Origin of the sequence: Arcicella rosea (assembly GCF_040543805.1) — a bacterium.
GTDB classification, from domain to species: domain Bacteria; phylum Bacteroidota; class Bacteroidia; order Cytophagales; family Spirosomataceae; genus Arcicella; species Arcicella rosea.
The window spans coordinates 139,885-152,540 of the sequence record NZ_JBEUMS010000001.1 but is presented as its reverse complement, the minus strand read 5'-3'; the positions used below and the strand labels follow the sequence as shown (position 1 = coordinate 152,540).

At 35.7% G+C, this 12,656-nt stretch carries 8 protein-coding genes; 3 read left to right on the top strand and 5 right to left on the bottom strand.

From position 1 onward, the window contains the following. The first annotated feature begins 204 nt into the window (after positions 1–204). Together ABID42_RS00670 and ABID42_RS00665 are read left to right on the top strand one after the other, a co-directional pair. Entirely contained in the window at positions 205–1,149 is a 945-nt protein-coding gene (locus ABID42_RS00670) for a 3-oxoacyl-ACP synthase III family protein (RefSeq protein WP_367282041.1), read from the top strand. 178 nt (positions 1,150–1,327) lie between these two features. Beyond that, positions 1,328–2,224, top strand: coding sequence for a DUF4349 domain-containing protein (locus ABID42_RS00665; protein WP_367282040.1), 897 nt, complete (start codon positions 1,328–1,330; stop codon positions 2,222–2,224). Positions 2,225–2,284: 60 nt separating this feature from the next. On the opposite strand, the gene ABID42_RS00660 is transcribed toward ABID42_RS00665, so the two are convergent. Genes ABID42_RS00660 through ABID42_RS00650 form a run of 3 tightly spaced genes read right to left on the bottom strand, consistent with a single transcriptional unit; the run spans position 2,285 to position 7,324 of the window. Beyond that, complete coding sequence (locus ABID42_RS00660; protein WP_367282039.1) at positions 2,285–2,761, bottom strand: DUF4843 domain-containing protein; 477 nt, start codon at positions 2,759–2,761, stop codon at positions 2,285–2,287. A gap of 27 nt (positions 2,762–2,788) precedes the next feature. After that, entirely contained in the window at positions 2,789–4,219 is a 1,431-nt protein-coding gene (locus tag ABID42_RS00655; RefSeq protein ID WP_367282038.1) for a RagB/SusD family nutrient uptake outer membrane protein, read from the bottom strand. 48 nt (positions 4,220–4,267) lie between these two features. Beyond that, positions 4,268–7,324 carry a SusC/RagA family TonB-linked outer membrane protein gene (locus ABID42_RS00650; protein ID WP_367282037.1) on the bottom strand — a complete coding sequence of 1,019 codons (3,057 nt, stop codon included), beginning with the start codon at positions 7,322–7,324 and terminating at the stop codon, positions 4,268–4,270. Positions 7,325–7,735: 411 nt separating this feature from the next. Here ABID42_RS00650 and ABID42_RS00645 point away from each other — a divergent pair, with 411 nt between their 5' ends. After that, positions 7,736–9,064, top strand: coding sequence for an amidohydrolase (locus tag ABID42_RS00645; RefSeq protein ID WP_367282036.1), 1,329 nt, complete (start codon positions 7,736–7,738; stop codon positions 9,062–9,064). Between the two features lie 192 nt (positions 9,065–9,256). On the opposite strand, the gene ABID42_RS00640 is transcribed toward ABID42_RS00645, so the two are convergent. Next, entirely contained in the window at positions 9,257–10,057 is an 801-nt protein-coding gene (locus ABID42_RS00640; protein WP_367282035.1) for an SDR family oxidoreductase, read from the bottom strand. Between the two features lie 131 nt (positions 10,058–10,188). Continuing rightward, positions 10,189–12,258, bottom strand: coding sequence for a S9 family peptidase (locus tag ABID42_RS00635; RefSeq protein WP_367282034.1), 2,070 nt, complete (start codon positions 12,256–12,258; stop codon positions 10,189–10,191). Positions 12,259–12,656 lie beyond the last annotated feature (398 nt).

The following is a 12,656-nucleotide window of genomic DNA, read 5'->3' as shown; positions in this document are numbered from 1 at the left end:
ATACAGGACTTTATTAAGTAATAATTGTTTATTTCTAATAAATTGTTGTACTATGAAAAAACATTGAGTTCCTTTGTATTAGATTTAGACCCAAAAATTAATTTTTTGTGGTCGTCAATGAAATCGGAATACTCATAAAGTTATACCAAGTTCATTGTCAGGAGATTACGTTGACATTTACAAGAAAAGACCAAAATAACCCAAATGTTTATAAACGCTATAGCAAGTTATTTGCCCGAACAAATTATTACCAATGCTTATTTTGAAGAATTAAATGGATTAACTGACGACTGGATTACCGAACGTACTGGCATTCGCCAACGTCGTAAAGCATCAGCCGATGAGAATACGCATACAATGGCAATTCAGGCAGTCGATAAAATTAAAGCGAGTTTACCTTATGATATTTCTGAAGTTGATTTAATTATTGGTGCTACTTATACTCCTTATGACAGTATTTTTACTTTAGCACATTCAATTCAACACCATATCGATGTTAGTGAAATTCCAGTAGTTACGATTTCCTCAGCTTGTTCATCTTTATTAAATGCCATTGAAATTGTTCAAGGATATTTTGCAACTGGAAAAGCAACAAAAGCATTAGTAGTAGCTTCAGAACATAATACAGCTTATAATAACGAAGACGATACAAAAGCAGGTCATCTTTGGGGAGACGGAGCCGTAGTGGTTTCAATTTCAAAAGAAAGTTTCGGAGAAAGTAACTGGGAAATTAAAGATTTGTTAACTGGCGGTGCAGCCAATGTAGGAAAAGCATCTGAAAGTGTTACATTGAAATTAAATCAGAAAGGTTTAGTGATGCCTTATGGTAAAGATGTGTTTATTAACGCATGTACTTATATGCCAAAAGCAAGTTTGAAGATTCTTGAAAGAAATAATTTAACGATTAAAGATGTTGCTTATATCGCACCGCACCAAGCAAACCTTAGAATTTCAAAAAATGTGGCTGGTACTTTAGGTGTTTCAGAAGACGTTATGCTTTCTAATATTCAGTACTTAGGTAATACAGGTTGTGCGGGTTGTGCTATTGTTTTAGATGAACATAAAACAGAATTTAAAAAAGGAGAAAATATCATTGTAACAGTATTCGGTGGCGGATATTCTTATGGAGCGATGTTAATCACTATTTAGATTTTTATTAAATAATATTAATAGAAAACCTCAAGTTTAGTTTATCTAAGCTTGAGGTTTTTTTATAATTAAAAATACATTTTAATGAGTTTTTAAGTTTTTTTTAATAAGTTTTTAATTATTGATAATACTTGATGGATTGAGTTCGTTTCATTAAAAACTAAAACCTTCACAAGCAATGAAAACTTACCAATTCTCTCTTTCTGTTATTGCAATTTATGCAATGCTTATGTTTACGGGATGTTCTGAGCAAAAAGCTGAAACGACAGACTTAATAGAAATGTCTGATTCTTTAGCGATTAATGGTGCTACAACTAGCTTAGAGCCCTTTGAAAAAAGAAAATTTATTAAAACGGCTGATTTGAGGTTTAAAGTAAAAAATGTACAAGATGCGACTAACAAAATTGAAGACATTGCAGAAAAGTATGAAGGATTTATAACCGAAGCAGAGCTATTAACCAATGTAATTAAAACCAATGAAGTAGAAATAAGCGAAGATTCGGTTTTACATAACAAAGCCTATGAAATCACGAACCAAATTACGATGAGAATCCCGAATCAATACTTTGATAAAGTACTGAGAGAAATTCAACCAGTAATGACATTTGTAGAGCGTAAAAGAATTGCTGCGGATGATGTAAGTTTTTCATTAATTGCAAGCGATTTACGTAAGAAACGCTTCTCAAAATTTGAAAATCGTTTTGAAAAAGAGATTGAACAGAAAGGTAAAAAATTGGTAGAAACCACAGCGTCAGAAGAGAAATTATTAGATTATCAGACTCAAGCCGATAACAATAAAGTACAAACAATGAGTTTGAACGACCAAGTAAATTACAGTACGCTCACCGTTGAATTGTATCAACCTGTTACTAATACTGTAGAAATGCTTCCTAATATGGAAAACCCTTTTGCCTATCAGCCCAATCTTTTTGTTAGAATTTGGCAAAGTGTACGAACAGGATGGTTTCTTTTTGAAGAAGTATTAATATTTGTTACAAAACTTTGGATGTTTATGTTGCTTGCTTTGGGTGGATATTGGCTTTATAAAGTGTATTTCAAAACTTCAAAAGTTTAAGAAAGTGAAAAGCCTTCTCGGAAGTTCCAAGAAGGCTTTTTCAATGAGTATCAAAACATACTATAAAGTAATTCTATACCCTACTTTTTTGTAATTAGCATTTGGGCTAATATCTGTTCCGTTTCCTTCTAAAACAAAAACTACAGTAGCTGTTTGATTAGGCTGAGCAGGTGCTTTTAAAATATTTACTTTTAATTCACCAAAGCTAGATTTGGCAGGAATTGTAATGGTAGTAGCGCCTGCTAAATCGTAGTGAGTACCCGCAATTGCAGTAGTTTCAGTTGGATCGACTGAAAATTTGATTACTGATTCTGTCTCACGCTGTGCACCCACTAAGTTGATTCTTAATGTTTTAGTTTGTACAGCATTAGTAGAAGCTAATAAAGGAAATGTTTTTCCTAAAGCTGGAGAACCCACGACAGCGTCTTGAAATTCTACAAGTGTTACTTTGTCGAACAGTGGTTTATTTTCATCAAAACATGAAAATAAAGAAGTCATGACAAGTAAAAGCAATGATATATTGATTATTCTTTTCATCTGAAATTTCTTTAAATATTGAAAATATTAATATCCAACGTTTTGTTTCAAGTTTGAATTCGCTTGAATTTCACGGGTTGGGATAAATGATAAAATACGGAAATCTGTATAAGCGATATTTTGAACTGGAGCAGCTTTGATAATATCTTGCCCACGGCGTTTCAAATCAAAGAAACGGTGTCCTTCAAATGCAAACTCAATACGTCTTTGATTAGCAATTTCATTAATTAAAGCTTGTCCAGTTAAACCAGTTTTAGCTTCTAAACCAGCACGAGTACGGATTATGTTAACATCAGCCAAAGCTTCTGTTTCTTTTCCAGTAAGGGCATAAGCTTCAGCACGGTTCAAATACATTTCAGAAATACGAATAACTGGAATGTTATCTAAGTTAACAGTACCACTTCTTCCGAAGAATTTAGTACATTCAATTTCAGCAGTACCTCTACCAGCAGTTCCTCTTTCATACAAATTACGTCTAACATCACCAGGTTCAAAAGAAGCTAATAAAGCATCAGTTGGTACTAAATCTCCGAAACCACCTGTAGTAGCAGTATTACCTAATGTTACTAAAGTTGTGAAAGTTGTTTGTAAAGAAAGGTTAACGCCAATATTCTCGTTAGTTTGATATACAATTTCAAACATTGATTCTGGGTGATTGGCTGCACGCCATGCACCAACATAAGCATCCTTAGTTTGGAATTTGCCAATACCTGATGTCAATGCCGCATTTGCATATTTGATGGCATTTTCATAATCTCCACGGTATAAAGCTACTCTTGAGAAAAGAGCATTCGCAGCACCTTTGTTAGCATAAGCTGTTGAAAGTGTTACGGTAGATAATTTAGCTATTGCATTTGTTAAATCTGAATAAATGAAATCATAAGTTTCAGCAATAGTAGCACGTGGTAATCTCTCAATTTGAGAAAGATCCAACACTCCTTTTTTATGAAGTGGTACTGTTCCTCTGTCCGATTGAGTTACTACTACTTTTGGTTCATAACCATAACAACGAGCTAATTCAAAATAAAGTAAAGCTCTTAGCATAGAAGCTTGTCCTTCAAATGAATCTCTAGTTGCTACTGGAACTGCTGTAGCTTTAGGAAGTGCTTCTAAAATCAAGTTTAATTGGTTGATTGCATTATATGCTCTTTCCCAAATAACAAAGTGTGCATTTGTAGCTTGATTCTGGTATTCAGCAACTAAACGACCAGATTTATTTGTGGCTCTTCCGTTATCAGCCAAAGCTTCAGGGATAGCTATCAAATCACGACCATAAAGGAGGTTTGATTGAAGCACATCGTAAACACCATTGACTGCAGCACGAATTGCATCTTCGCTTGTAAGGGCAGTAGCAGAATCAATTGATTGACGTGGTTGCACATCCAAAAGATCACTACATGAACTTGCAGTTAGTACTAAGCCAAGTGCAAGTGGTTTAAATATATTTTTTAATTTCATTTGATTTTCTCTTTAAATGTTTCTAAAAACAGGGTTTCGTTTATAAGCCTAGAATCCTAATTTAACACCTGCGGTTACAACACGTGGTTGAGGAACAACACCACTATTTCCATTTCCTAAGTTAGCCCACTCAGCATCAAAACCAGACCATTTTGTCCAAGTATATAAATTGTAAGCTTGAACATATATTCTAGCTGAAGCAAGCCCAAATTTGCTAACAGTAGCTTTTGGAACATTGTAACCTAACGAAATAGTTTTTAAACGAATGTATGAAGCATCTTCATATAATCTTGAACCAAGGCTACTAGTGACACCTGAACCAAGCGTTTCGGTATTACCATTAATTGGTCTAGGGGTACTTGTAATTTGTCCCGGAGTTGTCCAACGACTTTCATATACTGAACGTAGTGTGTTAAATAAACGTCCACCGTTTTCAAACATGAAAGATGATTGGTTATTTAATGCTGTACGACCATACTCATAGGTGAACAACACGTTCAAGTCAAATCCTTTATAAGAGAAATCGTTGGTAAAACCACCATATAAGTTAGGGATTTGACTACCGATAATTTTTGAATATGAATCAACATTACCAGCAATACGATAAATAATATTACCAGCATTATCATACCACATAGCACGACCAGTTGCTGGATTTACACCTGCATATTCTGCTACATAAATAGAGTTGAAAGAATGACCGATTTTAATTTGCTCATCCACTGCACGACCAGGCAAAGTAGTTAAAGTATCATAAAGTGTTGTGATTTTGTTATCAATTTTCGTGATGTTAAAATCAGTAGTCCATCTGAAACCTCCTTTATCAATGTTAGTTGTTTTGATACTAAATTCAAGACCTTTATTCTGCATACCTCCTAAGTTGTTAGAGATAGTGCTAAAACCACTTGTTTGAGGAACAGGTTGGTCTAACAACAAATCAGTACTTGTACGTACAAAGTATTCAATAGAACCTTGTACACGGCTGTTGAAGAAACCATAGTCTAAAGCAAAGTTAGCAGTAGTGTTTCTTTCCCATCTCAAAGAAGCATTACTTAAACTGGTAGGAGAAATACCAGAAAGTCCGTTATAGTTTACTCCACCACCGTATAGACCTCTTGAATCAAAGTTTCCGATTTGGTCGTTACCTAATGTACCATAACTAGCTCTTAGTTTCAATTGAGAGATAGAAGGGTTGTTTTTTAAGAAATCTTCTCCAGAAATATCCCATCCAGCTGAAACACCTGGGAAGAAACCATATAGATTTTCAGCACCGAATCTTGATGAACCATCATAACGAGCAGTAAGTCCTAAGAAATACTTGTTTTTGAAATCGTAGCTTAAACGAGTGAACACACCAGCTTTTTTGAAACCTGTCCAAGAACTAAATATATTAATTGGGTTTGCAGCTGATGATTGAGTCGTAAACTGTGGAGTAGGAATACCTTCAGCAGTTGTTTGATAGTTTTCTTGAGTATTTTGGCGATATTCAACCCCAGCTAAAGCACTGATTTTATGGTCAGTTTTAATCACTTTATCATACATAAAAGTAGCATTCGTCAAGAAGTTGATTAACTCAAATTGTTGAGCAGAAATACGACCTTTTACGTTGAAAGCATCTGCAGTACGTGGGTCTTGGAAGTTATAACCGTTAATTGTACGGTAATCTAAACTAGCGTAAGGTCTGAAAGATAAACCTTCAATAATTTTGTAAGTTAAACCTAATGACGCAATTGCTTGATTAGTTCTTGATTTGATTTTGTTCAAATCACTTACCATCAAAACGTTTTGGTTCAATACACCAGCTAAACCGCCTTCTGCAGGAGTTCCGAAGTAAGAACCATCGTCGTTATAAATACGGTTCATTGGCAAAATTAATGGAGACGAGAACGCAGGAGAACCTAAGAAACTCCCACCGTTTGGACCACCAAAAGTACCACTTTGATTAAATGAACTCAAGTTGATAGAAGCATCAACATTCAAATGAGAGCTTACCTTGTTATTTAATTTTGCACTAAAGTTTCCTCCTTTATAGTCCACATTTCTAATGTTGGCGTCTGATTGGTTGTACGCACCCGATAAATAGAAAGTTGTTTTCTCATTACCGCCATTCATCGAGAAGTTATAATTATTCGTTGTTCCGCTTTGGTAGGCTTCTTTTTGCCAATCATAAGTAGGAAGTGCAGCAATTTCAGCATCTGTAAGTGTACCACTTAATCTTACACCCGTCAAAGCTCCTGATCTTGCTGTTGCTTCATTTCCTGTTTGGTTGAATAAAGCTTCTCTTCTTAATTGAATCCACTCTTGTGTATTCAAAACATCTAAGTATTTAGTTGGCTCAACATAACCTGTGTTGTAATCTAAGGTGATGTTTGTTTTTCCAGCTTTACCTTTTTTAGTAGTAACCAACACAACACCGTTTGCCGCAGAAGCTCCATAAATAGCGGCAGAAGCAGCATCTTTTAGGATTTCTATGTTTTCAATATCATTCGGATTAAGATATGATAAAGGGTTAGTAGAAGCAAAAGCAGAGTTACTTGATGTGTTAATTTGAACACCATCCACAACATACAAAGGATCAGTACCACCTTTGATAGAACCTACACCACGTACACGTACTTGTACTTGACCGCCCGGAACACCATTTGAACCAGTGATTTGAACACCTGCTGCACGTCCTTGTAAAGCACGGTCAAATGTTTGAACGGGAATGTTTGCAATGTCTGAACCTTTAACAGATGCTTGCGAACCTGTTAATGTACGACGAGCCTGAGTACCATAACCAACAACAACAACTTCTTCAAGGTCTGAAATTTCAGAAACTAAAGAAACATTAACAATTGATTTTGAGCCTGTAGCCACTTCTGTTTTTTTGAAACCCACAAATGTGAATACCAATGTTGCCGAACTAGAAGCATTGATTTTATAAGAACCATCAGTTGCAGTAACTGTACCTTTGGTTGAACCTTTCACTCCAACACTTACTCCAGGAAGTGCTGAGCCGTCTTCGGAAGATGTAACTTTCCCTGTGATAGTTCTGTCTTGTGCAGCTACTCGAAATACGAGCGCAAGCAGAAGCACAAAACTAAGAAGTAGTTTTTTGCTCATTTGATTTTAGTTTGAGTTGATGAATAAAAAAATATTATGCAAAAATAACAGGAATTTTATTGCTGATGCAAATTTTATTTGTTGAAACATTAATTAATAGGGCAATAATTGCATGTAAGCAGTATTTTCTTAGGTAAAACTAGAAAATTGAAGATGAAAATTTGGAGAATCTTGCAAATTGCATTTTGACACAAGATTCGATTCTTATTTTTTATATAACTATTTCATGATAAAAATGTTTGAATAAAATAGCTTAAAAGTTTGCCATCGTTGAGCATTATCTATCATAAATGTCACCAAATACAATATTTAATAGGGTATAAATCTTCAAAGTGATTATAAAAATTTGGGAGATGACGATTAAAATGTTAGCTTTAAATCATTATCATTTCATCTTAAATCAAACTTTTCATGAAAAAGATTATTCTGCCTGTGGCATTGTTGATGTTTTCTCTTTCCACTTCATTTGCGCAAACCACTTCACTATTAAAATCTAAAATCGCACAGAAAGCTGAAGGTCTTGAAGCCAAAGTAGTAGCTTGGCGAAGAGATTTTCACCAAAATCCAGAACTAGGTAACCGTGAATTTAAAACGGCTGAAAAAGTAGCAGCGCATTTACGTGCATTAGGAATTGAAGTAAAAACTGGCGTTGGAAAAACAGGTGTTGTAGGTCTTTTGAAGGGTGGAAAACCCGGTCCAGTAGTGGCTTTGCGTGCTGATATGGATGGTTTACCTGTAAAAGAACGTGTTAATATTCCTTTTGCTTCTAAAGCAACTGGCGAGTATAATGGACAACCCGTAAGTATTATGCACGCTTGTGGGCATGATACGCACGTGGCAATTTTGATGGGTACTGCTGAAATTCTTGCTTCGATGAAAAGTGAATTAAAAGGAACTATTAAATTTATTTTTCAGCCTGCTGAAGAAGGTGCGCCTGAAGGAGAAGAGGGCGGAGCTGCTTTGATGATTAAAGAAGGCGTTTTAGAAAACCCTAAAGTGGATGCTATTTTTGGTTTGCATATCAATGCTCAAACGGAAATTGGCAAAATAAAATACCGTCCGGGTGGTACGATGGCGAGTTCTGATTGGTTTAAAATTAAAATTAAAGGAAAGCAATCGCACGGAGCTTATCCTTGGTCGAGTATTGATCCAATCGTCACGGCATCACAAGTAATTATGGGTTTGCAGACCATTGTGAGTAGAAATGCTCCTGTAACAGAATCGGCGGCGGTTGTTACGGTCGGACAAATTAATGGTGGTGTAAGAAGTAACATCATTCCAGAAGAAGTAAATATGAATGGGACGATTCGTGCTTTGGATACTGGTGTACAAGACATGATTCATGCTAGAATCTCTCAAATTGCCACAAATATTGCTGAAAGTGCTGGTGCAACAGCCGAAGTAAACATCACTAGAATGTGTCCTGTTACTTATAATGATATTCCTTTGACGGAGAAAATGGTTCCTACTTTGGAAGGAGTAGCTGGTAAAGAAAATGTTTCTATCACTGCTGCGGTGACTGGTGCAGAGGATTTTGCTTTCTATCAGCAAAAAGTGCCGGGAGTTTTCTTCTTCTTGGGCGGCGCTCCAAAAGGTAAACCCGTTTCAGAAACAGCACCACATCACACTCCAGATTTTTATATCGACGAAGGTAGTTTTGTATTAGGTATGAAATCAATGGCAAGTTTGGTGGTTGATTATATGGAAATGAATACTGGAAAGAGTAGTGTGGGAAAATAGAATTAATTTGAAAATGAAATTGTTTGATTTTTTTATTTTCCTATTAGAGGTCGAATTAATTCGACCTCTAATAGGAAAATAAGCTTTTGAATTTCAAAACTAAGTCAGTAAATCATTAAGAATACAGAGTTATTAACTCTATTAATCAATAAATTTTACATTTTCAAATCTTCAAATTTCCAAATCTTCAAATTATTTTGCATTTACTTTCTGAACGATTTTATAAACCAATGAAGGTAAATAGCGTTTTAGATATACACCCATTACTTCGTACCAACCACCGATATATACTTCTTTTTGATTCGCTTTTACGGCTTTTACAATCTTTTCAGCACATCGTTCGGCGCTCATTCCTTTACTTTGGTTTTTATCCATTTTACCATGAACATTCCCCTTGCCATCTAAGGCATTTAGTGAAATAGAAGTGTTGATATAACCCGGACAAATGACCGTTACTTGTATGTTTTCTTGCCAAACTTCTGCTCTTAATGAATCAAAAAAGGCAATCAAAGCATGTTTGGCGGCACAGTAGCCACTTCTGAGTGGCGTCCCGATTTTTCCAGCAACGCTACTGATTGCTACAAAATGTCCTGTTTTTCTTTCGCTAAAATGAGGAAGAATTGCTTGCGTAAATGCCACAGTACTAAAAAAATCCAGTTCCATAATGTCTCGATAGACTTTAAAATCTGTATCTTTTACTAATGAACGTTGCGTAATGCCAGCGTTCTGAATTACCACATCAATTTGTCCGAAGTGTTCCAAAACCGTTTTTACTTTCTCTGGAAAAACATCAAAATTCAACATATCCATTGGCAATACTAATACTTTATCAGCACTGAGTCCAGTGGTATCGGCTACTCTTTGCAATTCCTTTTCACGCCTTGCCGAAAGTACCAATTTTGTTCCTTCCTTGGCAAACTGATAGGCAAGAGCTTCGCCAATGCCCGACGAAGCTCCTGTAATCCAGACTATTTTGTTTTGGAAATTATTCATGGTAAAGCATCAAGCTTTTAATAATAAAGAAAATCAGATTCGATAAAATCAGATTAGTCAACTTTCAAAAAGTTGACTAATCTAAAAACATTCATCATTCCGCATTCAAAACTCATCACTCAGATAGCTCCTCACTCATCAATTCCCATCAAATTCAACATAAAAGCATACTCTAAGGCTACATCATGGAAACGTTTGAATCTGCCTGATGCTCCGCCATGACCAGCTTCCATGTCGATATGGAAAAGTAAAAGATTATTGTTAGTTTTCAAGGCACGTAATTTGGCTACCCATTTGGCTGGCTCGAAATACTGTACTTGCGAATCGTGCAAACCTGTGGTAACCAACATATTTGGATAGTCTTTTGCTTCTACATTATCCACTGGCGAGTACGATTTCATGTATTCGTAATACTCTTTTTGTTTTGGATTTCCCCATTCTTCCCATTCGCCAGTGGTCAAAGGAATACTTTCGTCGAGCATGGTTGTTACCACATCCACAAAAGGCACAGCCGCCAAAATCCCTTTGTATAAATCAGGACGCATATTGGTTACTGCACCCATCAACAAACCTCCTGCCGAACCACCATTGGCAAAAAGCTTATCTTTTGAAGTCCATTTTTCTTGAATCAAGTATTCTGAAACATCAATGAAATCATGAAAAGTATTTAACTTTTTCAACAATTTGCCATCTTCGTACCAGTTTCTACCCATTTCTTGTCCGCCACGAATATGAGCAATCGCAAAAGCAAAACCACGATTCAATAAACTTAATCTTGCTGCCGAAAAGTAAGGGTCAATCGAATAACCATAAGAACCGTAAGCATATTGAAGCAAAGGTTGCGAGCCATCTCTTTTGAAACCTTTTTTGTAAACAATTGAAATCGGTACTTTTACGCCATCACGAGCGGTAGCGAAAAGGCGTTCGCTGATATAATCTTCTTTGTTGAATTCACCCAAAACGGTTTGCTCTTTCATCAGCGTTTTGTCTTGCGTATCCATATTATAATCAAATACTGAACTTGGTGTAGAAAGCGAAGTATAAGAGTAACGAAGAATGTTTGTATCAAAATCAGGATTTGATGATACGCCAGTATCATAAGCCGTTTCGTCAAACTGAATATAATGCTCTGCTTTTGTACTTTGGTTAATAATTCGGATGTGCATCAGAGCCTTACTTCTTTCTTGCAACACCAAATGGTTTTTAAAAACCTCCATACTATCCAAATAAGTATCCTCACGATGTGGAATTACCTCTTTCCATTTTGTCATGTCAGTACTTTCGACTTCATTTACTTCCATCAATTTAAAATTGGTGGCATCTTGAGCGTTTGTTCTGATATAAAATTTATCCTCAAAATGTTCGATGGCATATTCCAAACCTTCTTCTCTTGGATAAAAAGGAGTAAATTCACCAGTAGGATTTGAAGCTTCTAACAAACGATATTCCGTAGAAACGCCATTTTGTTCAGAAACCGAAATGATGTATTTCTTAGATTTCATCCTGCCCAAACCCATATAAAATTGTGGGTCTTCTTCAGTATAAACTAATACATCTTCAGAAGTATCCGTACCAATTACATGTCGAAATACTGTTGAAGCCAACAAAGTTTGTTGGTCACGCACCATGTAGAAAATCGTTTTATTATCAGTCGCCCAAGCGTAAGCTCCGCCTTCGGTGTTTTCAATTTCATCGGGTAAAATTTCGCCAGTACTTAGGTTGATGAATTTCAAGGTATAATTTCTTCGACTGACTGTATCTACACCATAAGCTAAAATCTGTTCGTTATCGGAAACCTCATAGCCACCAATGCTAAAATAAGCATGATTTTTTGCCATTTCGTTTCCATCCAACATAATCTCTTCTTCGGCTTCTAAAGCACCTTTTTTACGACAGTACAAAGGATATTCTCCACCTTCAATATATCTTGAATAGTAATAATAATTGCCATCTTTTACTGGAACAGACTCATCGTTTTCTTTGATTCTGCCTTTCATTTCATGGAAAAGAGCTTCTTGCAAAGCCTTTGTGGGAGCCATTACGGCATCTGTATAAGCGTTTTCAGCTTCAAGGTATTGTATTACTTCTGGGTTTTCGGGGTCGTTTAACCAATAATAATTATCTTGACGAGTATCGCCGTGGAGAGTCATTGGATGTGGCTTTATCGCCGCCACGGGAGCTTGCATAACATCTGGGTTCATACTATTCATTTTAGAAGGGTATTAAGTACTAATGCAGAATTGTGAGTTGCGAATTGTGAATTTAAAATTTTCATTTTCAGATACTTACAATTTATATTAATTGAAAATAATATTGCACGAATACTTAGATTGTCTTTTGGAAGGCTATATCAATCTTCAAAGTTAAGTTTTTCAAAGAGAAAAGCATTTTTAAAACCAGCATTTTGCCTTTTTAATTCAATATTAGGGTTTTTAGGGAAAATATTGGAGAAATACTCATGGCATGACTTCTAATTGATTTGGGAAAAGAGACAAATCTTTGTTAGTCATGCCATGAGTGAGAGCTTCTGATGGATTGCTGACATAAAACAGAACGATAATCTAGTATATTGCGGTTGTATTTTTGTTGACAGCAAATC

Excerpts from the sequence above, each read along its gene's own strand:
- ABID42_RS00670 (WP_367282041.1), top strand. The coding sequence starts at position 205 with ATGTTTATAAACGCTATAGCAAGTTATTTGCCCGAACAAATTATTACC.
- ABID42_RS00665 (WP_367282040.1), top strand. The coding sequence starts at position 1,328 with ATGAAAACTTACCAATTCTCTCTTTCTGTTATTGCAATTTATGCAATG.
- ABID42_RS00660 (WP_367282039.1), bottom strand. The coding sequence starts at position 2,761 with ATGAAAAGAATAATCAATATATCATTGCTTTTACTTGTCATGACTTCT.
- ABID42_RS00655 (WP_367282038.1), bottom strand. The coding sequence starts at position 4,219 with ATGAAATTAAAAAATATATTTAAACCACTTGCACTTGGCTTAGTACTA.
- ABID42_RS00650 (WP_367282037.1), bottom strand. The coding sequence starts at position 7,324 with ATGAGCAAAAAACTACTTCTTAGTTTTGTGCTTCTGCTTGCGCTCGTA.
- ABID42_RS00645 (WP_367282036.1), top strand. The coding sequence starts at position 7,736 with ATGAAAAAGATTATTCTGCCTGTGGCATTGTTGATGTTTTCTCTTTCC.
- ABID42_RS00640 (WP_367282035.1), bottom strand. The coding sequence starts at position 10,057 with ATGAATAATTTCCAAAACAAAATAGTCTGGATTACAGGAGCTTCGTCG.
- ABID42_RS00635 (WP_367282034.1), bottom strand. The coding sequence starts at position 12,258 with ATGAACCCAGATGTTATGCAAGCTCCCGTGGCGGCGATAAAGCCACAT.